Origin of the sequence: Rhizobacter sp. SG703, assembly GCF_012275445.1 — a bacterium.
GTDB lineage: Bacteria > Pseudomonadota > Gammaproteobacteria > Burkholderiales > Burkholderiaceae_C > Rhizobacter.
On record NZ_JAAZQK010000008.1, the window covers coordinates 118,363 to 140,537 of the forward strand.

At 68.9% G+C, this 22,175-nt stretch carries 23 protein-coding genes; 9 read left to right on the top strand and 14 right to left on the bottom strand.

Features of this window, described 5'->3' with window-relative positions; translation table 11 throughout:
- Window positions 1-30: 30 nt before the first annotated feature.
- The 3 genes from FHT26_RS18200 to FHT26_RS18210 all read right to left on the bottom strand — a co-directional run bounded on the left by FHT26_RS18200 (window position 31) and on the right by FHT26_RS18210 (window position 2,998).
- Complete coding sequence (locus FHT26_RS18200) at window positions 31-906, bottom strand: branched-chain amino acid ABC transporter permease (protein ID WP_056803989.1); 876 nt, start codon at window positions 904-906, stop codon at window positions 31-33.
- Between the two features lie 75 nt (window positions 907-981).
- On the bottom strand, window positions 982-2,229 hold the full coding sequence (locus FHT26_RS18205) for an ABC transporter substrate-binding protein (RefSeq protein ID WP_168561528.1): 1,248 nt from the start codon (window positions 2,227-2,229) through the stop codon (window positions 982-984).
- Between the two features lie 280 nt (window positions 2,230-2,509).
- Window positions 2,510-2,998: a GFA family protein gene (locus tag FHT26_RS18210; RefSeq protein WP_168561529.1), complete on the bottom strand. Its 489-nt coding sequence runs from the start codon at window positions 2,996-2,998 to the stop codon at window positions 2,510-2,512.
- A 287-nt stretch (window positions 2,999-3,285) separates the two neighbouring features.
- Between FHT26_RS18210 and FHT26_RS18215 the strand changes: the two genes are divergently transcribed.
- Window positions 3,286-3,477 (top strand): hypothetical protein, encoded by a 192-nt coding sequence (locus FHT26_RS18215; protein ID WP_168561530.1) that lies wholly within the window; start codon window positions 3,286-3,288, stop codon window positions 3,475-3,477.
- An 18-nt stretch (window positions 3,478-3,495) separates the two neighbouring features.
- Here the strand turns inward: FHT26_RS18215 and FHT26_RS18220 are convergent, their stop codons facing one another.
- Window positions 3,496-4,737: a hypothetical protein gene (locus FHT26_RS18220; RefSeq protein WP_168561531.1), complete on the bottom strand. Its 1,242-nt coding sequence runs from the start codon at window positions 4,735-4,737 to the stop codon at window positions 3,496-3,498.
- Here FHT26_RS18220 and FHT26_RS18225 point away from each other — a divergent pair.
- Window positions 4,721-5,029 carry a hypothetical protein gene (locus tag FHT26_RS18225; protein ID WP_168561532.1) on the top strand — a complete coding sequence of 103 codons (309 nt, stop codon included), beginning with the start codon at window positions 4,721-4,723 and terminating at the stop codon, window positions 5,027-5,029. The genes FHT26_RS18220 and FHT26_RS18225 overlap by 17 nt on opposite strands.
- Window positions 5,030-5,233: 204 nt before the next feature.
- On the opposite strand, the gene FHT26_RS18230 is transcribed toward FHT26_RS18225, so the two are convergent.
- Window positions 5,234-5,629 (bottom strand): tautomerase family protein, encoded by a 396-nt coding sequence (locus FHT26_RS18230; protein ID WP_168561533.1) that lies wholly within the window; start codon window positions 5,627-5,629, stop codon window positions 5,234-5,236.
- Between the two features lie 107 nt (window positions 5,630-5,736).
- Between FHT26_RS18230 and FHT26_RS18235 the strand changes: the two genes are divergently transcribed.
- The 3 genes from FHT26_RS18235 (at window position 5,737) to FHT26_RS18245 (ending at window position 8,863) form a co-directional block, all read left to right on the top strand.
- Window positions 5,737-6,579: a LysR family transcriptional regulator gene (locus tag FHT26_RS18235; protein ID WP_168561534.1), complete on the top strand. Its 843-nt coding sequence runs from the start codon at window positions 5,737-5,739 to the stop codon at window positions 6,577-6,579.
- A 29-nt stretch (window positions 6,580-6,608) separates the two neighbouring features.
- A complete protein-coding gene (gene proC, locus FHT26_RS18240; protein ID WP_168561535.1) occupies window positions 6,609-7,415 on the top strand; it encodes a pyrroline-5-carboxylate reductase in 807 nt (268 codons plus the stop codon).
- Window positions 7,416-7,591: 176 nt separating this feature from the next.
- Window positions 7,592-8,863 (top strand): Glu/Leu/Phe/Val family dehydrogenase, encoded by a 1,272-nt coding sequence (locus FHT26_RS18245; protein ID WP_246867981.1) that lies wholly within the window; start codon window positions 7,592-7,594, stop codon window positions 8,861-8,863.
- Between the two features lie 6 nt (window positions 8,864-8,869).
- Here FHT26_RS18245 and ubiA read toward each other — a convergent pair whose 3' ends face one another.
- The 4 genes from ubiA to FHT26_RS18265 form a co-directional block, all read right to left on the bottom strand.
- On the bottom strand, window positions 8,870-9,745 hold the full coding sequence (gene ubiA, locus FHT26_RS18250; protein WP_168561537.1) for a 4-hydroxybenzoate octaprenyltransferase: 876 nt from the start codon (window positions 9,743-9,745) through the stop codon (window positions 8,870-8,872).
- Window positions 9,742-10,992: a reverse transcriptase family protein gene (locus tag FHT26_RS18255; protein ID WP_168561538.1), complete on the bottom strand. Its 1,251-nt coding sequence runs from the start codon at window positions 10,990-10,992 to the stop codon at window positions 9,742-9,744. The genes ubiA and FHT26_RS18255 overlap by 4 nt, the downstream gene beginning before the upstream one ends.
- Before the next feature lie 105 nt (window positions 10,993-11,097).
- On the bottom strand, window positions 11,098-11,550 hold the full coding sequence (locus FHT26_RS18260) for a DUF2214 family protein (protein WP_168561539.1): 453 nt from the start codon (window positions 11,548-11,550) through the stop codon (window positions 11,098-11,100).
- Window positions 11,551-11,573: 23 nt separating this feature from the next.
- Window positions 11,574-13,202 carry a peptide chain release factor 3 gene (locus tag FHT26_RS18265; RefSeq protein ID WP_168561540.1) on the bottom strand — a complete coding sequence of 543 codons (1,629 nt, stop codon included), beginning with the start codon at window positions 13,200-13,202 and terminating at the stop codon, window positions 11,574-11,576.
- Window positions 13,203-13,391: 189 nt separating this feature from the next.
- Between FHT26_RS18265 and FHT26_RS18270 the strand changes: the two genes are divergently transcribed.
- Both FHT26_RS18270 and FHT26_RS18275 read left to right on the top strand, forming a co-directional pair.
- Window positions 13,392-13,733 carry a helix-turn-helix domain-containing protein gene (locus tag FHT26_RS18270; RefSeq protein ID WP_168561541.1) on the top strand — a complete coding sequence of 114 codons (342 nt, stop codon included), beginning with the start codon at window positions 13,392-13,394 and terminating at the stop codon, window positions 13,731-13,733.
- Window positions 13,723-15,003, top strand: a complete 1,281-nt coding sequence (locus FHT26_RS18275) for a type II toxin-antitoxin system HipA family toxin (RefSeq protein WP_168561542.1) — start codon at window positions 13,723-13,725, stop codon at window positions 15,001-15,003. The genes FHT26_RS18270 and FHT26_RS18275 overlap by 11 nt, the downstream gene beginning before the upstream one ends.
- Before the next feature lie 96 nt (window positions 15,004-15,099).
- Here FHT26_RS18275 and FHT26_RS18280 read toward each other — a convergent pair whose 3' ends face one another.
- On the bottom strand, window positions 15,100-15,873 hold the full coding sequence (locus FHT26_RS18280) for an AraC family transcriptional regulator (RefSeq protein WP_168561543.1): 774 nt from the start codon (window positions 15,871-15,873) through the stop codon (window positions 15,100-15,102).
- Between the two features lie 97 nt (window positions 15,874-15,970).
- Between FHT26_RS18280 and FHT26_RS18285 the strand changes: the two genes are divergently transcribed.
- Window positions 15,971-16,225, top strand: coding sequence for a hypothetical protein (locus tag FHT26_RS18285; protein WP_168561544.1), 255 nt, complete (start codon window positions 15,971-15,973; stop codon window positions 16,223-16,225).
- Window positions 16,226-16,246: 21 nt separating this feature from the next.
- On the opposite strand, the gene FHT26_RS18290 is transcribed toward FHT26_RS18285, so the two are convergent.
- Complete coding sequence (locus FHT26_RS18290; RefSeq protein WP_168561742.1) at window positions 16,247-17,857, bottom strand: S-layer protein; 1,611 nt, start codon at window positions 17,855-17,857, stop codon at window positions 16,247-16,249.
- A 159-nt stretch (window positions 17,858-18,016) separates the two neighbouring features.
- On the opposite strand from FHT26_RS18290, the gene FHT26_RS18295 reads away from it, so the two are divergent.
- On the top strand, window positions 18,017-20,056 hold the full coding sequence (locus tag FHT26_RS18295) for a LamG-like jellyroll fold domain-containing protein (RefSeq protein ID WP_168561545.1): 2,040 nt from the start codon (window positions 18,017-18,019) through the stop codon (window positions 20,054-20,056).
- 26 nt (window positions 20,057-20,082) lie between these two features.
- Here the strand turns inward: FHT26_RS18295 and FHT26_RS18300 are convergent, their stop codons facing one another.
- From FHT26_RS18300 to FHT26_RS18310, 3 genes are read right to left on the bottom strand one after another with little or no spacing between them, the layout of a single operon-like run.
- On the bottom strand, window positions 20,083-20,862 hold the full coding sequence (locus FHT26_RS18300) for a molybdopterin-dependent oxidoreductase (protein WP_168561546.1): 780 nt from the start codon (window positions 20,860-20,862) through the stop codon (window positions 20,083-20,085).
- Window positions 20,859-21,476, bottom strand: a complete 618-nt coding sequence (locus FHT26_RS18305; RefSeq protein WP_168561547.1) for a cytochrome b/b6 domain-containing protein — start codon at window positions 21,474-21,476, stop codon at window positions 20,859-20,861. The genes FHT26_RS18300 and FHT26_RS18305 overlap by 4 nt, the downstream gene beginning before the upstream one ends.
- A gap of 14 nt (window positions 21,477-21,490) precedes the next feature.
- Window positions 21,491-22,126, bottom strand: coding sequence for a hypothetical protein (locus FHT26_RS18310; protein ID WP_168561548.1), 636 nt, complete (start codon window positions 22,124-22,126; stop codon window positions 21,491-21,493).
- Between the last annotated feature and the right edge of the window lie 49 nt (window positions 22,127-22,175).

The following is a 22,175-nucleotide window of genomic DNA, read 5'->3' on the forward strand; positions in this document are numbered from 1 at the left end:
CGGCCTGGATCGAGCAGCAGGACGACATCGTCAAACCTTCTTGATCGCGGACTTGCCGAACAAGCCGGCCGGCTTCACCGCGAGAACGATCAGCAACAGCACCAACCCTGGCACGTCCTTGTAGCCGGTCGACAGGTAGAACCCGGTGGTCGTCTCGGCGATCCCGAGGATGATCCCGCCGACGATGATGCCCATGCCGCTGGTCAGGCCGCCGATGATCGCCACCGCGAAGGCCTTCAGGCCCAGCACCGCGCCCATCGTCGCGCCGGTCAGCGTCAGCGGGGCGATCAGCACGCCGGCGAAGGCCGCCGTCAGCGACGACAGCGCGTACGAGAACGTGATCACCAGCCCGGTGTTGATGCCCATCAGCTTGGCGGCGTCGCGGTCGTTGAAGGTCGCCACCACCGCCTTGCCGTAGATCGTCTTGCGGTTGAAGAACTCGACCGCCAGCATCATCAACAGCGCACCCACCACCACCAGGATCTCCATCGGCAGAACGTTCGCGCCGAGGAACTTCAGCGGCGACTCCGGCAGCGGCGACGGGAACTTCAGGTCGTCGCGGCCCCACACGTTCTCGGCCACGTTCTTGAAGATGATGCCCAGCGCGATCGTCGACATGATCCAGCCGAACTCCGACTTGATCTTGATCGCCGGGCGCACGCCGATGCGCTCGACGACAGCCCCCTGCAGCGCACCGAACACGCACACCAGCGGGATCATCAGCCAGTAGTTCAGGCCCAGGCCGACCAGCGTCAGCCCGACCAGCGCGCCCAGCATCAGCGCGTCGCCCTGGCCGAAGTTCAGCGTGTCGGAGGTCGCGAAGGTCAGCTGGTAGCCGAACGCGATCACCGCGTAGATCATCCCGAGCGCAATGCCGCTGTAGATGAGTTGGGTCAGGATCTGCATGGTGCTTCCTGCAAGGACTCCACAAACGAACGCCGCCGCGGCACGGGCCGGGGCGGCGTCTTCTTCCGACCAGGCCTACTTCTTGGTGGCGGTCAGCGCGCCCTTGGCGTTCGGGTCCTTCACGCGGACTTCCGACGCCTTCTTGAAGTCGTCCGGGTAGGCGTAGACCACGCGCTGGCCCTTGACCTCGCCGAACACCGGGATGTTCGCGGTGATCGCCTCGTGGTCGCCCTTGCTGAACGGCTTGCTGTACGTCGTCACCACACCCTCGACCGGTGCCTTCAGGTCCTCGAGCGCGGCCTTCACCTTCGGGCCCTCGGTGCTGCCGGCCTGCTTGATCGCCGCGGCCAGCAGGTAGACCGAGTCGTAGCCCTGCGCGGCCGACACCGGCGAATCGATGCGCGCGTTCTTCGGGTTGAAGGTCTTCAGGTAGTTGATGATGAACGACTGCCGCTTCGGCGTCGTCGGCTCCTGGATGAAGGTCTGCGGCATGCGCGCACCCTCGCCGCCCGGGCCGGCGTTGTCGATGTAGTTGGCCATCGACAGCGTCCAGCTGCCGACCAGCGGCACCTTCCAGCCGAGCTTGGTCATGCCGTTGGCGATCTGCGCGAGCTCCGGGCCGATGCCGTAGGTCAGCACCGCTTCGGCGCCGGCCTCCTTGGCCTTCAGCAGCTGGGCCGTCATGTCGACGTCCTTGATGTTGAACTTCTCGACCGCGACCGGCTTGATGCCCTTCAGCGCCAGCGCCTTCTCCAGGTCCTCGCGGCCGAGCTGGCCGTAGTTGGTCGAATCGGCCAGGATCGCGACCTTCTTGAAGCCGCGCCGCGTGATGGCTTCCTCGACGATCATCGGCGCCTGGATGCTGTCGTGCGCCGCATTGCGGAAGATGTAGTTCTCGGGCTGGCTGTCGAACTGGTGCGTGATCAGCGAGCCGGTGGCGACGTTGTTCATCACCGGGATCTTCGCGTCCTGGTAGAAACGCTGCGACGCGAGCGCGACGCCGGTGTTGATGTAGCCGACGGTCGCGGCGACCCGCTCCTTGTTGATCAGCTCCTGCGCGATCTGCACGCCGCGTTCGTTCTTCGCCTCGTCGTCGCGCTCGACCAGCAGCAGCGGGCGGCCCAGCACGCCGCCGGCCTTGTTGATTTCGTCGGCGGCCAGCCGCACGCCGTCGCGCATGCTGACCCCCATCGACGACGACCCGCCGGTGAACGGTCCGGCCACGCCGATCTTGATCGGGTCGGCGGCGAAGGCGGCAGCGGCGGCCAGGCTCAGCGCGCTCGCGAGAAAGAGGTTGGAAAAACGGGTCCGGGGGCTGCGCATGGTGTCTCCTGCGTGCGGCGGGTGGTTGAACTTCAGTCCTGGCAAAGCCCTGTGTTCCCGTGGGACACGACGATCACGCGCAGCGTCGGCGTGTCGTGTTGCGGTGCTCCGTTGCGACCAGCGCCGATGCTCGCGCATTCGCCCCGATCTGCCCTCGTGGTATTCACGTACGTGGTGTTCGCGTCCCGCGCCAGTCCGTGCGTCCAGGCTGAAACTGCTTTGCGTGGCGTGCAGCAATCCGCACCGCGGCGGGGCATCGGCGCGCGGTGCAAGATCGCCGTCACTCGCTCCAGACGCCGTGCCGGCGGTGCCAGTCGGCCAGCGATTCGTCGGGCCAATGCTGCGAGTGCACATGGCCGCGGCCGCTCGGCACGTCGACCCATGGCGCGACGAACGCGAGCGCCGCCTCGACGACCTCGGCCGGCTTCGGCAGCGGCGTGTCGATCGCCGACGCATGCGGGTGCACGAGCTCGGGCCAGCGCGGATCCCACAGCCACAGCGCGCTGCCGCATTTGACGCAGAAGTGGCGCTGCGCCTTCGAGCGCGTCGCGCGCTTGCCGGGCTCGCGCATCACCGCGTGGTAGACCGCCAGGTGCTTGCGGCCGCGCACCTTCAGCGTCGTCGCGTCGCCGCCGAGGTTGATCGCGTAGCCGCCCCCGCCGGCCGTCTTGCGGCAGATGCTGCAGTGGCAGTGCATGTAGGGCTGCGGGCTGTGCGATTCGAGGCTGAAGCGCACGGCGGCGCAGTGACAGGATCCTTCCAGGTGCATCGGGGGACCTCCACGGGTGCCGTCATTCGTGACAAAGCTGGCTGATTGTCGGCAACCGTGCGCGGCACCCTCAACATGGGGGAAAGAAATTCAAGCTTGCGCTTCTACACTGCGCCGCGCAGCAGAGGGGCTGCGATCTAAAAAACCAATCCAATCCGGAGGGATTTCATGAAGAGTCCGGCGAAGCGATCCCGGTTCACCGCTCGAGCAAGGACCTGGACATCGTCTGCACGGACCCGAACAGCCCGCAGGCCATCGCCCACGCGATCTCGCGCGCCAGCGGCGGCATGTACGGCAACATCATCTTCGGCGGCGGCATCGGCGCGATCATCGACCACAACAACGGCAAGGGCTACAACTACCCGAGCTGGCTGCAACTGAAGTTCGGCAAGACGATGGTGTTCGACCGTAGCACCGAGAAGGACGGCCAGGCCGTCGTCGGCGTCGAGGCTGCGGCATCGGCCGTCGCGAGCAAGTGATCGCAGCGGCCTGATCGCCTAGACAGGCGACGGGTCGGCCGTCGCCCGCGGGCCGGCGACGGCCCCCATCGCACCGCCCCAGACGTGGTACAGCGCCTGCAGCACCGCGTACTTGGCCAGCTGCGTGTAGAGCTCAGCGTCCTTCTTGCTGATGCCGTTGGCCTCGAGCGTCTTCGGCATCGCGACGAGCATCGAGAACAGCGCGCCGAAGCCGCTGCCCAGCACGCCGTGCGACGTCCAGCCTGCGGCGCTGGCCAGCACCGACTTCATCGCGGCCGGCATCTCGGTGACGACGTTCTTGCCGTAGCTGCCGAAGCGCTTCGCGACGCTGGCCATCTGCTCGAGCGCCGGCTTGTTCAGGTGGTCCAGGCAGGCGCCCAGGTCTTCGCGGGCCAGGAAGTGCTGGAAGCCGGAGCGCCCGGCGCCGTTGTCGAGGCTGTTGCGGATGAGCTGCATGCCGCCGCCGCCGACGATCTCGCCGCCGACCACATCGATCACGTTGTCGCCGAGCGAGCGCTGTTCCGATGACCCGACGTGGTGGGTGATGACCGTCTGCGGGAGGCGGATTCCGCCGTTTCGGGCGGCGCCGAAACTCGATCCGGCCGCCACGCTGATGCTGGCCGCCAGGCTGGCCTTGGTGTGCGCATTCGCACCCTTCAGCGGGGCGGGCGTCTGGTCTTCCGGCGGCCGCAGGTAATAGGCGTCGGCAAAGGTCTTGGCGACTGCGGGGCCGGTGCCGACGTCCATCGCCGACATCATCACGCCCAGGAATGCGCCGGCGGCGTAGGCCGGCAGCGCGGCCGGCACGTCCTTCCAACTGCCGAGGAGTCCTGCCAGCGCCTTGTCGGCGAGCGCGAAATCGACGATCGCGGAGCCTGTGTTGAAGCCGCTGGCGCCGGCCATGCCGTGCACCAGCCCGGTGCCGCGATCGCGCCACTCGACCTGGTTCAGCAGGCCGATGAATTGCTCGCGGGTCGTGATGCCGTGGTCTTGCAGCACCTTCGACTGCTTCTCTGCCAGGTCTTTCAGCGGCTGGATGTCCGCGTCATCCCGGCGCATCGAACTGAGCACGAAGGCGACGCAGCCGGTGACGTCGTTCGGCAGCTTGGCATGGAAGGCGCTCTTGTTGAAGAAGTACGGGTTGACGTCGCGGAAGCTCGGCACCTGGGTGGCCTCGATCGAGGCCAGGTGGTCGGGCGCCTGTTCGATCGGCGGCGGCGCTTCGGTCGAGTGGATCGACGGGTTGAATCCGCCGGGCATCGACAACTCGATCGAATCGGCGGAGTTGCGACGCGAACCGGCGGCGCCGAGGCTCGATGAACTCTGCCGCGGCGCCCGCGTCGATGCCCGGCTGCTGTCGGAACGTGCGAGCGACGCCTCGCTGTTGCGCCGGCTCGGCAGTTGCCCCTCGGTCGGGGGGCGCCGGGACGCCGTCGAGTTCGCCGACGAGCTCGGCAGGGGCGGCAGCTCCCGCAGCGCGATCGACGAGCTGCGCGAGCGGGAGGCGGCAAGAGAAGGCGAGTTGGGAATGGCCACGGCGATGCTCCGGTGAACGGGGAACGCCCCCGCTGCGCACGACAGCGCCAAGGTAGGCGCTGTCGCGCGCGCCGGCCGCTGCCGATCCGAAGCAGCCGACGGCGATCCGAAGCTCAGGTTCCATGTCTGGCGTCAAGCGGACCGAGCGCCGGGCCGCCCCAAGCCGGCCCGCATCCCCTCGGGGGATCGACTGGCGTACCCGCAGGTCGAGGGGTCGTCATCACCCGGCATGCTGGTAGCGGTGCTCCTGCGTCTGCCCACCATAGCCGTAGGCGCTCGCACGCAAGTCGGCCACGTGCACGTACGAATGCTCGGCCACGCCGCCCAGCAGCTCGCGCATCGTGCCGTGCACCGCCTCCAGGTACAGCGCCTTCTCGCGCTTGGTGTTGGTCTCGTCGGTGATGCTGACCATCCAGTGGTAGCTGCGCGGCCCGCCGGCCGAAAGCGTTCGCCCGCCGATGAACCACTGCGACGGCGCGATGAAGTCGACGACGACCGCCGTCAGCGACGGGTCCTTGCCGAGCAGCCGGGCCGTCAGCTCGGTCGCGTTGCGGGCGACGTTCGCGGCGAGTGCATCGTCGGCGGCGCCGGAGATCTGGATGTGGAGGTAGGGCATGGAGGGCTCCTGGTGAGGGCGGTTGCGTCGGGTTGACAACTGGACTCTAGGCGCCGAGCATCCATCCGTGAATCAGTTTGATTCGATGGCATTGATGGACGATTCAGATGAATGACCTCGACCCGCTGTGGCTGCGCAGCTTCATCGCGATCGCGCAGGCCGGCTCGGTCACGCGAGCGGCCGATCGCGTCAACCGCACGCAGTCGGCCGTCAGCACCCACCTGCAGCAGCTGGAGGCGAGCGTCGGCGCGCGGCTGGTGCAGCGCAGCACGCGCGCGCTCGCGCTGACGGCCGAGGGCGAACGCTTCCTGCCGCATGCGCGCCGGCTGATCGAGCTGCAGGAAGAAGCCCGCGCCGCGGTGCAGCCGGCGCCGCAGGCGGCGGTGTGGCGCATCGGCCTCAGCGAATACTTCCTGCCGGCGCGCCTCGCCGACCTGCTGGCGCTGCTGCGCGACGCGCAACCACAGGCCCGTTTCGAGCTGCTGTGGGCGAGCTCCGCTGCACTGCAGCAACTGTGGGCCGCCGATGCGATGGACCTGGCCGTCGTCACCAGCGACAAGGCCCTGCCCGGCGCGCGGCTGCTGCGCCGCGAGCCGCTGTCGTGGGTGGCCGCCGCCGGCTGGCAAGCGCCGGCCAACGCGCCCGCACCGCTGGTGCTGCTCGGCCCCGACTGCCCGGTGCGCGCGATGGCGCTGGCGGCCTTGGCCCGCAGCGCGCGGCCGTACCACCTGCAGCTCAGCTGCACCGGCAGCCACGGCGCGGTGGCCGCGATGCGCGCCGGCTGGGGCATCGGCTGCCTGAACCAGTCGGCGATCCCGGCCGACCTGGACGTGCTGACCCGGCGCGACCCGCGCGGCTGGCCGTCGCCCGGCCGGCTGTCGTTCCACGTGCTGGCCCGGCCGGCGTTGCGCGACACCGAACGCCTGTTGCGGCAATGGGCAGCCGGCTGAATCGGGCCTGAAACTCCTACACTGCGCCGATGAACAGCATTGCATTCATCGGCGGCGGCAACATGGCCAGCGCCATCATCGGCGGCCTGCTCAAGAGCGGGCGCGCGCCCGGCGACATCCTGGTGCTCGAACCGAATGCCGAGCAGCGCTCGCGGCTGCAGCGCGACCTCGGCGTGATCACGCTCGAGGCGCCCGGCTCGGTGCTGCAGCGCGCCGGCATCGTCGTCTGGGCGATCAAGCCGCAGCACTTCAAGGAAGCGGCCGCTGCGTGCGCCGCGCACATCGCCGCGGCGCTGCAGTTCAGCGTGATGGCCGGCATCCGCAGCCATGACATTGCGCGCGCACTCGGCACCGAGCGCGTCGTGCGCTCGATGCCCAACACGCCGGCGCTGATCGGCCAGGGCATCGCCGGGCTGTTCGCGCGGCCGGCTGTCGGCGACGACGAACGCGTGCAGGTCGAGCGCCTGCTCGCGCCCACCGGCCGCACGCTGTGGGTCGAGCGCGAGGAAGACCTCGATGCCGTCACCGCGCTGTCCGGCTCCGGCCCGGCCTACGTGTTCTATTTCGTCGAGGCGATGATGAAGGCGGCACAGGACATGGGCCTGAGCGCCGACCAGGGCCGCGTGCTGGCGCTGGCCACCTTCGCCGGCGCGTCGGCGCTGGCATTGCAATCCGGCGAAGCGCCGTCGCTGTTGCGCGAGCGCGTCACGTCGAAGGGCGGCACCACCTACGCCGGCCTGACGTCGCTCGAGCGCAGCGACGTGCACGGCGCGATCGTCTCGGCGGTGAAGGCGGCGCAGCGTCGCGCGCGTGAACTGGGTGACGAATTCGGCTGATCCGCCTTGGCGGACCGCGCAAGGTATGTGATGCCTGGAACACATCATGCAAAGGAGGCATGAGCTTCGGTGAGAAATTCGGGCGCCGCGGGCCTACAGTCGCGCTCCATGCCGGCGGCGTGGGCCACGAGTTTGCGCAGCGCCAGGGCATGACGACTTCCCCCACGGAGACCCGCATGAGCAACCTGTCCTATGTCACCCCGCACGCCGATAGTCCCTGGCAGACCTACCTGTCGCAGGTCGACCGCGTGCTCCCCTACCTCGGATCGCTGGCCAAATGGGGCGAGACGCTGAAGCGCCCGAAGCGCGCGCTGATCGTCGACGTGCCGATCGAGCTCGACAACGGCACGGTGCGGCACTTCGAGGGCTACCGCGTGCAGCACAACCTGTCGCGCGGCCCGGGCAAGGGCGGCGTGCGCTACCACCCCGACGTGACGCTCGAAGAGGTGATGGCGCTGAGCGCCTGGATGACGATCAAGTGCGCCGGCGTCGGCCTGCCGTACGGCGGTGCCAAGGGCGGCATCCGGGTCGACCCGAAGGCGCTGTCGATGAAGGAGCTGGAGCGCATGACGCGCCGCTACACCAGCGAGATCGGCATCATCATCGGCCCGCAGCGCGACATCCCCGCTCCTGACGTGAACACCAACGGCCAGATCATGGCGTGGATGATGGACACGTACTCGATGAACACCGGCTCCACCGCGACCGGCGTCGTCACAGGCAAGCCGATCCACCTGGGCGGCTCGCTCGGCCGCGTGAAGGCCACCGGCCGCGGCGTGTTCGTGACCGGCCGCGAGGCGGCGCGCCGCATCAACCTGAACCTGGACGGCGCCCGCATTGCCGTGCAGGGCATGGGCAACGTCGGCAGCTCGGCGGCCGAGCTGTTCGTGCAGGCCGGCGCCAAGCTGGTCGCGGTGCAGGACCACACCGGCACGCTTGCGAACCCGAACGGCTTCGACATGGCCGACACGATGGAAGTGCTGAAGCGCGACGGCGGCATCGCCAACTACAAGAACGCCGAGCGCATCGACAACGAAGCCTTCTGGGACGTCGACTGCGACATCCTGATCCCGGCGGCCCTCGAAGGCCAGATCACCGCGGCGCGGGCGAACCGCCTGAAGGCGAAGCTGGTGCTCGAAGGCGCGAACGGCCCGACGCTGCCGGATGCCGACGACGTGATGCACGACCGCGGCATCCTCGTGGTGCCCGACGTGATCTGCAACGCCGGCGGCGTGACCGTCAGCTACTTCGAATGGGTGCAGGACTTCAGCAGCTTCTTCTGGAGCGAGGACGAGATCAATGTGCGGCTCGACAAGATCATGGTCGATGCGCTGCGCCACATCTACGAGACCTCGGAGAGGCACAAGATCACGCTGCGCACGGCGACCTTCGCGGTGGCCTGCGAGCGGATCCTCATCGCGCGAGAAGAACGCGGCTTGTATCCCTGATCCGGGCTACGTCCACTGGCCGAGCAACACCCCGGCGAACACGGCGAAGCCCAGCCAGTGGTTCAGCCGGAAGGCACGGAAGCAGCCGTCGCGGGTGCGCGTGCGGATCAGCGTCCAGTGCCAGCCGGCGATGCCGGCGGCCACCGCCAGGCCCGCGAAGAACGGCCAGCGCAGCCCTTGCTGCGCACCGAGCACGCCCCAGCTCGCGATGAACAGGCCGTAGCAGGCCATCACGCCGGCCACGTCGAAGCGGCCGAGCGTGATCGCCGAGGTCTTGATGCCGATCTTCAAATCGTCGTCGCGGTCGACCATCGCGTACTCGGTGTCGTAGGCGATCACCCAGCACAGGTTGCCCAGCAGCAGCCCCCAGGCGAGCGCCGGCACTTCGCCGCGCACGGCTGCGAACGCCATCGGGATGCCAAAGCTGAACGCGACGCCGAGCACCGCCTGCGGCATCGAGAAGAAGCGCTTGGTGAACGGGTAGACGATGCTGACGGCCAGCGCCGCGACGCTCCACGCGATGGTCGCGGCATTGGTCGTCAGCACCAGCCCGAAGGCGGCCAGCGCGAGCACCGCGCCGAGCAGCAGCGCCTCTTTCACGCTGACCGCGCCGCTGGTGACCGGGCGCTGCTCGGTGCGCTTCACGTGCCTGTCGAAATCTCGGTCGGCGACGTCGTTGACGGCGCAGCCGGCGCTGCGCATCAGGAAGGTGCCGAGCGTGAAGACGATCAGCAGGTGCCAGCCGGGGAAGCCGCCGGCCGCCATCCACAGTGCCGACAGCGTCGGCCACAGCAGCAGGTAGCTGCCGGCCGGGCGGTCCCAGCGGATCAGGTTCAGGTACAGCGACAGGCGCGACGGCGTCGGCGCGGTGGGTGCGGTCATGGCGACCAGTCTATGCGCTGCCACAGCGCGCGCAGGCGTTCAGCCTTGGCCGCATTCAGCTGCGCGGCCCACTGCACGCGGCCCCACAGATGGGCGCGGAAGTCGGGCCGGCCATCGACGTTCTGCGACGCCGGACCGTGCAGCGCGCACTGGTGCAGCATCGCGCGCAGCCGGTCGAATTCGCGGCGCGGCAGATTGGGGTGGGCATTGACGACCACGCCGCAGACGCGCTGCGCCGCGGCCTGCGTCGCCAAGCGCGTCTTGCGGTGGTTCAGCGCGTAGCCTTCTTCGAGCGCGATGCGGCCGACCCAGGCGGCGATGCGGTCGAACGAGCCGCGCAACGAGGCCGGGCCGGACAGTACCAGGTCATCGGCGTAGCGCGAATACGTCGCGCCGAGCGCATGGGCCAGGCCGTCGAGCCGCAGGTCGAGCTGGAACGCGCACAGGTTCGCGAGCATCGGCGAACTCGGCGCGCCTTGCGGCAGGTGGGCACGGCGCAGCGCCTGCGCGTCCTGCCAGTCGACCCAGCCGTCGTCGCGCAGCCGCTCGATCACCGGCTCGGGCGTGCTGACGGTGCACAGCGCCGCCAGCTGCCGCGCCACGCCGCGTGGGTAGCCGAGCGTGTGGAACACCGCGGCGACCTGCGACGCCACGATGCGGCCGAAGAAGTTCTGCAGGTCGAAGTGCATCACCACCGGTCGCCCGGTGTGCAGCCGCGCGTGCGTCAGCACCGAGCGGCCGGCGACGAAGCCGTGGCAGGCCTCGTGCACCGGCACGCGGTCCAGCAGGCCGTGCAGCACGCGTGCCTGCACGGCCTTGAGCCGGCGGCGCGGCGATTCGATCAGCCGGCCGCCGCCGCTGCGCTTGGGCTGCAACGTGAAACCGTAGTGCTGCGATGGCAGCGGCAGCCGATGCCGGCGCTCGTGCGTGAACCAGTCGAGGTCGTCGAGCGTGATCGCCAGCCACGCGGCGATGGCCGCGCTGTGCGGCAACGGCGGCAGGCCGAGCTCGTCGAGCCCCAGCGGGGGCGGGTGCATGCGCGAGGCGCGCAGGATCCAGCGCCGCAGGAACGGCACACCGGAGGCGCGCCGGCCGTCGGAGAACGCGCGCGTCTGCTCGACACGTGCGGCCAGGTCGTCGACCTCCTGGCGTTGCCAGGTGGCGTCGCAGACGCGCGGCAGTTCAGCGATCAACCGGCGCAGCCAGTCCGGCGACGCTCCCAGCGCATGCTCGGCCCGCGCCTGCATGCGAATGCCAAGGTCGACTCGATGCCGTGGGGGTACCCCACAGCCGGGCCCGTACTGCAACCCGTTTCTGCTCGGCGTGTGTGGCCGCGCGCGGATTCTAGGGGCCTAGAGACCGACCCCGTGCGCCATCAACGACGCCGAGACGACGATCAGCACCAGCAGCGCCATCTGCGCCGTCAGCAGCCGCGAGATCAACCTGTGCTCGCGCTCGGTGACTTCCGGCGCGCGGCCGGCCTTCAGCGCCGGGGCCCAGCGGATGAAGCGCACCGTCGGGTAGATCGACAGCAGGCCGACCAGCACGAACAGCGTCAGCTTCAGGTGGAAGAACGGGCTGTGCGCATAGAACGACCAGCCCTTCTCGAAGTGCGCCGCCCGCACGAAGCCGACCACCAGCAGCAGGCCCGCGAAGATGCCGTACCAGCGGTCGGCCAGCGCGATGCGCTTCGCCTCGGCGAACGTCGGCGTGCGGCTGAAGCTGAGCCATTCGAGGAACAGCGTCGCGGCGATGCCGAACGCAGCGATGAAATGCAGGGCGGCGACAAGCGAACTGGCGAGCATGCGGTTCCTCCGGAGGGTTTGTTCTAGCCGTCGAGTTTCTTCTGGAACACCAGCCCGGCGTGCTCGCGCAGCGCGTGGAACTTGATCTTCGGCCAGTTGGCCTCGATCGCGCGCAGCTCGGGCGCGTATTCCACCAGCACCGTCGGTGCATCGACCGCATCGTAGGCCACGCGGTGGTCGTTCGCGTCGATGAAGCGCTTCAGCTCGCGCTCGCCGCCGTCGGCCTCGTCGCAGGTGACCCAGCGCGCGACCTGGAAGCGGCTCGGCTGGATGCGCGCCTTCACGCCGTACTCGTGCTCCAGCCGGTGCGCGACGACTTCGAACTGCAGCTGGCCGACCGCGCCCAGCAGCAGCACCGAGCCGGCGACCGGTCGGAACACCTGGATCGCGCCTTCTTCGCCGAGCTGCTGCAGGCCGGCCTTCAGCTGCTTGGTGCGCAGCGGATCGGCCACCTCGACGCTGCGGAACATTTCGGGCGCGAAGAACGGCAGCCCGGTGTACAGCAGCGATTCGCCTTCGGTCAGCGTGTCGCCGAGCTGCAGCACGCCGTGGTTCGGGATGCCGATGATGTCGCCGGCGAAGGCCTCGTCGAGCAGCTCGCGGCGCTGCGACAGGAAGCTCACCACGGTGTTCGGCCGCAGCTCCTTGCCAGAGCGGCCGACCTTCAGCCGCATGCCGCGCTCGAAGTGGCCGCTGGCCACGCGCACGAACGCGATGCGGTCGCGGTGCGCCGGGTCCATGTTGGCCTGGATCTTGAAGACGACGCCGGTGAACTTCTTCTCGTCCGGCTCGACCAGGCGCTGCGTGGCCTGGCGCGGGCCGGGCGCGGGCGCCAGGTCGACCAGCGCGTCGAGCACCTCGCGCACGCCGAAGTTGTTGACGGCCGAGCCGAAGAACATCGGCGTCTGGTGGCCAGCGAGGAAGGCGGCCTTGTCGAAGGCCGGCGCCGCTTCGCGCACCAGCTCGATCTCGCCGTGCGCCTGCTCGTACTGCATGCCGAAGCGCGTGGCGTAGGCCGGGTTGTCGAGGCCGGCGAGGATCTCGTCGTCGTTGTGGTTGCGGTCTTCGCCGGGGCTGAACACCCGCATCTGCTCCTCGCGCAGGTCCATCACGCCGTGGAACTGCTTGCCCATGCCGACCGGCCAGGTGAACGGCACGACGCCCATGCCGAGTTCGCGCTCGATCTCGTCCATCAGCACCAGCGGGTCCTGCACCTCGCGGTCCATCTTGTTGACGAAGGTGAGGATCGGCGTGTTGCGCGCGCGGCAGACCTGCAGCAGCCGGCGCGTCTGCGGCTCGACGCCGTTGGCCGCGTCGATCACCATCAGCGCGGCATCGACCGCGGTCAGCACGCGGTAGGTGTCTTCGGAGAAGTCCTGGTGGCCCGGGGTGTCGAGCAGGTTGATGACGCAATCGCGGTATTCCATCTGCATCACCGAGCTGGCGACCGAGATGCCGCGCTGCTTCTCGATCTCCATCCAGTCCGAGGTGGCATGCCGCGAGGCCTTGCGCGCCTTCACGCTGCCGGCGATCTGGATCGCGCCGGAGAACAGCAGCAGCTTCTCCGTCAGCGTGGTCTTGCCGGCGTCAGGGTGGGAAATGATGGCGAAGGTGCGGCGGCGGCGCACCTGCGGGGTCAGCTCGGAGGACATGGGCTCGGGGACTCGCGGGAGGGGCGCAGCCTGCTGGCGGCGCGAGAGGCGCATTGTCTCTCATCGACTGGACAAGGTGAGAGTCCGGCGGCAATCAAGTGCTCTGGAGGAATCATTTGTCCATATAACGTGCTCTTCAGGGCACTTTAACTTGCTCGCCACGAGGATCGCGTGCTACCTTGCGGCCCCATGAGCACCCGCAACACGCTTCTTGCCGCACCTCCCCATGCTGTCGAGCAATCGCTCAGGCGCCTGGGAACCGACCTGCGTACCGCCCGCCTGCGCCGCAACTGGACCATCGAGCAGATGGCCGGGAAGATCGGCACTGGCAAACGGGCGGTGGCCGACGCCGAGCATGGCAAGCCATCGGCTTCGATCGCGACCTACGCCGCCATTCTGTGGGCGCTGGACCTGCTGCGCCAGCTCGACGACGTTGCCACGCCCGAGCGTGACGCCGAAGGGCAGACGCTGGCACTGTCGTCGGAGCGCGGGCGTGCCCGGACCAAGACGGGACTGAGCAATGACTTCTGAGTCGTCCGGCGAGTGCTTCGTCTACATCACATTGCCCGGTGCGACCGAGCCGGTGACCTGCGGCCGCTTCGAGCTGAGCGTCAATCGGCACGGCGTCCCCGAGGGGCGCTTCGTTTACGGGCGTAGCTACCTGGCGCGGCAGGACGCGGTGCCCATCGACCCGGTCGACCTCCGGTTGACCGACCGCACCAGCACGACGAACGCGCTGAACGGCGTCTTCGGCGCGCTGCGCGATGCAAGTCCGGATCACTGGGGACGCCGGGTCATCCAGCGCCACCTCGGGCAGGCTCAACCGGGCGAGTTGACCTACCTGTTGCACGCACCCGACGACCGTGCCGGCGCGTTGGGCTTCGGCCTCAACGCGACGCCGCCGGCACCGAAGCGCAGCTTCAACCAGACGCTGGCCCTGGCCGCCTTGCAGGCCACGGCCGATGCGGTCGTCGCCGATGACGAGCGTCCAGTCGATTCGATGACCGAGCAGGTTGTCAACCTGCTGCTGGTCGGAACGTCGATGGGTGGCGCGCGCCCGAAAGCGGTGGTGGAGGACGAGGCTGGGCTGTGGGTCGCGAAGTTCAACCTGGCGACCGATGCCTGGAACAGTGCTCGCGTCGAGCATGCGATGCTGATGCTGGCACGGCGCTGCGGCCTGACGACGGCCGACAGCCGCGTCGTCGAGGTTGGCGGGCGCGATGTGCTGCTGGTCCGCCGTTTCGACCGCGAAAAGGTGCCGGATGGCTACCTGCGCGCGCGCATGGTCAGCGCGTTGACGATGCTGCGCGCCGAGGACACCTTCCAGTCGCGCGACCGCTGGTCGTACGTGCAACTGGCTGAAGAGTTGCGGCGGGCCTGCAGCGAGCCGCGGGCGAATGCGGCCGAGCTGTTCCGGCGCATGTGCTTCAACGCGCTCATTTCCAACACCGACGACCACCCCCGCAACCACGCGTTGATCGCCAGGGGGCGCGACTGGCAGCTGTCGCCTGCTTACGATCTGACGCCGGCCGTGCCGGTCCGCATCGAGCGGCGCGATCTGGCGATGGCCTGCGGCGATGCGGGCCGATTCGCGAATGCCGGCAATCTGATGTCGCAGCACATGCGCTTCCTGCTGCAGCGAGACGAGGCGCAGCACCTGATCGACGAGATGGAGGCGCAGGTGCGCAGCACCTGGTTTGCAACGGCCCGCGAAGCCGGCGTCTCGCCGGCCGATTGCAACCGCATTGCCGGCGCGTTCGCGTATGAAAGCTTCCGTCAAACGCCGTCGCCGGCGCTCTGACGCCTGGCCCTCGCACCTGCGCCTCCCCTGCCAAACTGCTCGACTCGTTTGTCGACGCTGGCCGCGTCCGGGGCCAGGAACACCGCCGCCTGCCTGTCAGGGGCTGAAGTACCGGCCCGGTGTCGTACCGAACTGGCGGCGGAACATCGCGATGAACGCACTCAGGTTGTCGTAGCCCAGGTCGAGCGCGACGTTCGTCACCGGCGTGCCGGCGGCCAGCAGCTCGAGCGCCCGCATCAGCCGCGCACGCTGTCGCCATGCACTGAAATGGAAGCCGGTCTCGGCGACGAAGCGGCGTGTCAGCGTGCGCTGCGCGATGCCGGCCCACGCGGCCCAGTCGTCGAGCGAGCGCGCATCGGCCGGGTCATCGCCGATCGCCCGGGCGATGCGCAACAGGCGTGCGTCGCTGGGCAGCGGCAGGCCGAAGGATTCGTGCGGCAGCTCGTGCAGCTCGTCGCGGATCACCTCGGCAAGGCGCATCCTCGGCGCATCGAGCGGGCTGCCGTCCCAGCCTGCCGCTCGGTGCACCGCTTCGCGCAGCAGCCCCGAGGTGCGCATCGTGCACGGCATGGTGGGCAGGTCCGCGCAGAAGGATTCGGCCAGGTACACGCTCCACCCGGCGAACGCGCCATGCGAGCGCAGCGAGTGCTTGTGGTGCGGCGGCACCCACACCGCGTGGATGGCGGGGACGACCCACTGGCCGCCTTCGGTGCCGACCGTCAGCAGCCCGCGCTTCGCACCGAACAACTGGCCCCGCGCATGCGCATGCGGCGCGGTGACGCGCGGGTCGGCGCCTTCGACCTCGACGGCGAGCAGCGCGGGGCCGTCGGCCGAATCGAGCAGCGACGACACGAGCAGGGGCGAGGTCATGGCGGCGATGCGGTAGTGATTGACCGGACTACCGTAGCGCAGCCAGAAGAGGCTGTCCAGAATCGTGGCTTACACCCACTGACCCCGGAGAGAACCGATGCGAGCCGACGACGTATTGCCAGACCATGCCGACCAGGGCGACTTCAACGGCATGACGGTCCGCAAGGGCACGATTGCCGCCTTCCTCGCGAACGCGACGGTGTGGAGCGACCCTGCGTCGAGCGCCGCGCAGCGCGATGCGGCCGCGGCGCACATCGCCGAGGCCCTGCCGGCGCTGCGCGCCGTCGGGTTGTTCGATGTGCTGGAAGTGCGCGACCCGGCGCTGCGGGACTGGCTGGCCGCAACCCGTTGACGGGCCGCCCCGGAGCGAGGCCTATGGCGCGACCGTCACGAACACCGGGTTCGAATAGAACCACAGGCTGCCGTAGTTGCGGTCGTTGATCGCGTTGACGCGGGCCGCGTTGTCGGCACCGGTGGTCTGCGGGTCGGCCAGCGGTTCGCCGTTGGCGGTCAGCCCGGCCACGTCCGGGGCCAGGTTGGTGCCGCGCAGGCGGAAGTACTGGCTCTTCTTCGCCTCGACCTGCAGGCTGACCGAGAAGTAGCCGTCGGCCTCGAGCTTCCAGTCGGCCGCGGTGAAGCGGCGCAGCACCTGGGTCGAGGCGTTCGTCGCCACCGCATAGGCGGGCGTGCCCGGCAGCGCCTTGCCGGTCACGTCGCCGACGATCAGGTCGACGTGGTCGACGACCGGCTTCATGTTGCCCGGCGTGCCGCTGTCCACCGGCTTCTGGTAGTTGTTCAGCGCGGGGCTCTTGAACCTGATCGTGACCGTCACGCGCTCGCCGGCGGGCACCTTGATCTCCTGGCCCATGAAGCCCTTGCCGGTCGACCCGCCGATGCGGAAATCCAGCGCGTCGATCAGGTCGCCGAACACGCCGAACATGCGGCCGTCGCGCAGGCTCTTCGTCAGCCCGCCGATGCCGGCCTGGCCGTCGGCCACCCAGACGTGGTTCTTCGAATACTCGCCCGGGTAGTAGCCGCTGCTGTTGCTGGCCGCGTCGATCTCGAAGTGCGAATCGGAGTCGGCGATGTTCCAGATGCGCCGGCCTTCGCCGAGCAGCGCATCCCAGGTACCGCCCAGCCGGGCCACGAGGGCGTCGACGCCGCCGTAGGTGCGGTTCGGCGCGTTCTCGGGCACGTAGGCCGAGGTGTAGCCGCCGCGGTTCGGCTCCATCTGGTTGCCGACCATGCCTTCGATCATGAACACGATGTCCGGTGCCAGGTCGTTCATCTGGCGCAGGTCGCTGACCGTGTACTTGCCGGGGTTGCGCGACGGGTGGTTGAGGGTCGCGAAGCTGGTCGTCGGGTAGTTCGTCTTCAGCCACGAGATGGCCTGCAGCGCGTCCGCGGCCGTGCTGTTGAAGCGCTGCGGGTACTTCGCCTTCCAGACGGCCACGTCGGCGGGATCGAACTGGGATTCCGCCAGCGTCGTGAACGCGTACTGGAATTCCTTCGCGCCGCCGGTCGACGCCTGCAGCGTCGGGGCGCCTTCGAACAACGCGATGCCCAGGTGGTCATGGGTGGGCATGTCCCATTCGAAGCCCGAGAAGATCAGCTTGTCGGCGTAGGTGCCGCCGGCTTGCAGCGCCTTGACGCGCGGGATCTCGTGCGACGCCATGCCGTACGCGAACGGAACCGGCGTGGCGAGCAGCGTGCCGTCGTTGTCGTACTTGGACGAACGCAGGTGGTTGGTCAGCGCCATCCAGTCCAGCTTGTAGGTGGCGAAGGCCTTGTTCAGCACGAAGTCCAGCGTCTGCGTCGTGCGCGAATCGTCGGATTGCACGGTGTGCACGTGCAGGTCGCCGGCCGTCCACTTGCCGGCCGGCTCGTTGATGGCGCTGTTGCCGCTGTCGCCATCTCCGCCGCAGGCGTAGATCAGGGAGAGGCTTCCCAACAACAACGACAGAAGCTTGATCCGATGGGACATGGACACGATGGGTTCCTTCGCGAAAAGGGATGGATCCTAGGAAGCCCTCGTGACACCTCGGTGACCCGCTGTTGCGCGCGCGCGATCATCGAACTGTCACGGCAACTGCACATGGCATCCCTAGAGTGGGCCGCCTCCCGATGCCGATGAGAGCCGTTGATGAAGAAGTCCCCCTCGATCCAGCGCCGCCGCCTGCTCAAGATGAGCCTTGCGTCCGCGTCCACCGTCGCCGCAGGCGGCCTGCTGGCCGCTTGCGGCGGCGGCGACGATGACGCTGCGCCCGCGTCGACGCAGATTTCCAGCTTTGCGCTGGCGGTGCTGCCCGACACCCAGTTCTATTCGCGCTACGCCACGTCCACCGAGAGCAGCCAGTACGAGCGCCACTACGGCAGCGAGCCGTACTACGCGCAGACCCGGTGGATCGCCGACAACGCGCAACGCCTGAACATCCCCTTCGTCATCCACCTGGGCGACGTGGTGGACCAGGTCGGCAAGCCCGAGCAATGGAAGGTGGCCGACACCGCGATGCAGGTGCTGGAAGTGGCCAAGGTGCCGTACTCGATCCTGGCGGGCAACCACGACGTGCTGAACGACGTCGACTACGACGCGAGCCCGGCGACCGGCACCGACACCCAGCGCGTGCTGGCCAACGAACCGTACCTGCAATGGTTCGGCGCGAAGCGCGCCAGGCGCCAGTCGACCTTCGGCGAGCGCGACGGCACCGGCTTCCACGAGTACCACGTCTTCAAGGCGCAGGAGCAGCAGTTCCTGGTGCTGTCGCTGTCGTGGCGCATCTCGGACGCCGGCATCGCCTGGGCGCGCGGCGTGATCGCGAGCCACCCGACGCTGCCGGTCATCCTGGTCAACCACCAGTTGCTGAACATCGCGCCGGACGCGGTGAGCCCGCTGGAGACCGGCTACGGCCTGATGCTGTGGGAGAAGCTGATCCGCGACAACGACCAGATCTTCATGACGCTCAACGGCCACCACCATGGCGGCGCCCACCTGACCAAGACCAACGACTTCGGCCACGCGGTCGAGGAGATGGTGGTGGACTACCAGATGGCCTACCAGGGCGGCAACGGCCTGATGCGCCTGTACGAGTTCGACCTGACGAACCGGCAGATCAACGTGCTGTCGTTCTCGCCGTGGGTGCCGATGAAGCCGGCGGATACGCTGAATGCCTTCGACCAGGCCGTGCTGGCCGAGCCCAACCACAGCTTCTCCATCGGCATGGATTTCGCGAAGCGCTTCGCCCGCTTCAACCCGGGCTTCGGCACCGGCCCGGCCACGGTGGCGTCGTCGCTCGCGGCGCAGGCGAGGGCCCTGGTCCTGAAGGGCTACGACGAGCCCGCGGCGCCGACCCCGCTGGTGGCCAAGGACACCGACGACTACCCCAAGGTGGCCTCCACCGTCGCGCACTGGCGCTTCTTCGGCGGCGCCGACGGCACGGCGGTGGCGCCGGGAGCGCAGATCGCCGACGTCACCGGCGCCAACCCGCTCAGGCGCGATGCGCTGAACAGCAGCGTGATCGTCGGCGCCGAGGCGGCGGACATCGTGTGGAGCAGCGACCACCATCGCCTGTCGGCGGCGCCGGGCTCGGTGGCCTTCCTGAACACCGACAAGAACACGCCGCGCATGAGCTACTTCCTGACCGACACGACGGCGGCCCTCAATGCGCTCACCTTCACCGCCACCGGCTACACCATCGAAGCCTTCATCAAGATCGACAAAGCCTGGGACAAGTCGAAGCACGCCTGGATGAACATCATGACGCGCGACGGCAAGCGTGGCGACCTGTCCGGCTTCGACGGCGGCGATCCGGAATCCCCGCCGATGCTGTTCGCGATCTCCAGCCTGCGCGAGGTGCAGTGGGAGGTGGTGCCGGACATCGCCGGTGCGCGTGGGGGCGCTGCCAGCTGGTCCGGCGAGATCATCGCCGACACCTGGGTGCACATCGCGATCGTCAACGACCCGGCGACGCACGACACCGTGATGTACGTCGAAGGGGCGCCGGTGCTGCGCAACACCAGCAACGTGCCCGGCCTCGCGACGCTGTCCGCCGGCTCGCCGTGGGTGGTCGGCGCCGGCTCGTGGGACGGCGATCGGGCCGACGGCTTCTTCGGCAAGATCGGTGAAGTGCGCGTGGTGGCCGAGGCGTTGAAGTCAGGCCAGTGGCTGACGGCAAGGCGGGCCTGACGGCGAGGCCCGCCGCCGCCAGCGCATCACAGCCCGCCGAACCAGTTGTAGCCGTGCAGGTCTTCCCAGTAGCCGCTGCTGAACTCGTTGGTGACCGCGATCCCGACCAGGTGCTTCGGGTTCTTGAAGCCGAGCTTGATCGGGATGCGCAGCCGCAGCGGGAAGCCGAACTCGTCGGGCAGCCGGTCCGCGCCGGCAAAGCCGTGCGCGAGCAGCGTCTGCGGATGCATCGCGCTTTCCATGTCGATGCTGGTGTAGTAGCCGTCGACGCAGCGGAAGGCCACATAGCGCGCCGACAGGTCGGCCCCGATGCGCCGCAGGAAGTGCGACAACGGCACGCCGGTCCACTGCCCGACGGCGCTCCAGCCTTCGATGCAGATCAGGCGCGTGATCTCGGTGACGACCGGCAGCGCCCGCAGCTGCGGCAGCGTCCACGCATCGGCGTGCTGCACCCGGCCGCCCACCTCCAGCCGCCAGCTCGCCTCGTCCACCTCGGGCACCGAGGCTTCGGAATAGAACGCGTTGAAGCGGAACGGCTTCGTCAATTGCGCGGCGCTGTATTCGGGCGCGCGCAGGCCGGGCCGCAGCAGCGCGGCCTGGGCGCCGTCGTTGAAGCGCGAGATGCGCCGCAACACCTGCTGCAGGCCGTCGGTGTCGGTCACGTTGCAGCCGGCCAGCAGCGCCGAGGCGCCGCCGGCCGCCGACAGGCGCAGCCAGGCGCGCCGGTCCAGCCGCAGCCCGCGGGCCTGCAGTTCGCGCGACAGCCGCCGCAGCGCGGCGGCTTCGTCGACCGGGGGGCGGTTCATCGCGTCTCCTCTCGCGCCTTGCGGCGCAGGCCCAGCATCGGCAGCAGCAGCTGCGGCGATGCCAGCGCCAGTGCCACATGCCCGACGACGAAACAGGCCAGCGTGGCCATGCCGGCGAAATGGAGGCGGCGCGTCATCTCGTAGCCGCCCAGCAGCGCCGACAGCGCCTGGAACTGCACCGGCTTCCACAGGCTCAGGCCCGAAGCCACTTCCAGCGCCAGCACCACCAGCACGCCGAGGTAGGCCAGCTTCTGGACCGCATTGCGGCCGCCGTCGCCATGGTCGAACGGGTGGCGCACGAAGCGCGCCACGTCGGCCTGGAATCCGGCCCAGCTCACCGACAGGTAGAGCCGGCGCAGCCGGCCGCTGGCCACCAACGTCGTCACGGCCACCAGCCCGTTCGCGACGAACAGCCACATCGCTGCGAAATGCCATTGCAGTGCGCCGGGCAACGAGCCGCCGAGCGTCGCCCAGTCGGGAAACGCCGGCACCCAGAACGGATCGGCAGCGTAGATCTGCCAGCCGCTGGCCAGCAGCGTGAAGAAGCTGGCCGCATGGATCCAGTGGGTCGCACGGACCCAGCGGGGCGGCCGGTCGTTGCCCGGCGTGCTCATCGTGGATCCCGCGCTCAGATCGGCGGAATGAAGCCGTCGCGGCCGACCAGCACGATGCGGGCGGTCACCGGGCCGCCGTCGGTCGGCTGGCCGATCACCATCACCTTGGCGCCGGACACGACCAGTGCCGGCTGGCCCGGCACGAACTGGCCGAACACGGTGGCGTTGTCGAGCAGCACCGCCTGCTTCTTGTCGCCGAAGCGCATCTCCAGCTCGCTGGTGCTGCCCTTCTTGACCAGCTTCGCGACGGTGGCGTTGGTCATCGTGCCCTTGTTGCCGAGGTCCCACGGGAAGTGGCCTTCGTTGAGGCCGCGGGCGCCTTCGGGGAACACCATCACGCCGAGGGCGCGCACCTTGCCGCCGTCAGCGGGGGCCGCGGCGATGCCGAGGTAGCTGTTCTCGCTGACCGCGGCGATGCTGGTCTTCGAGACGTCCATCACCTGGTAGCCGTCGGGCAGCTGCACGGTGGTCACGGTGCCGTTGCGGGCCTTGACGTCGACCTGGTGGTCGCGCACCGCGACGACCTCGCCGCGCAGGTGCACGGTGGGGTCGGCGGCCGAGGCGGTGCCGGCGAGCAGCAGGCCGCCGACGAGGGCGAATGCCGACGCGACGCGCGGCAGCAGGGGGGAAGCAGATCGGAAGGAAAACATGGGAGGGAACTCCTGTGGTCGAGTTCCCGACTGTCCCCGGATCGGCGCC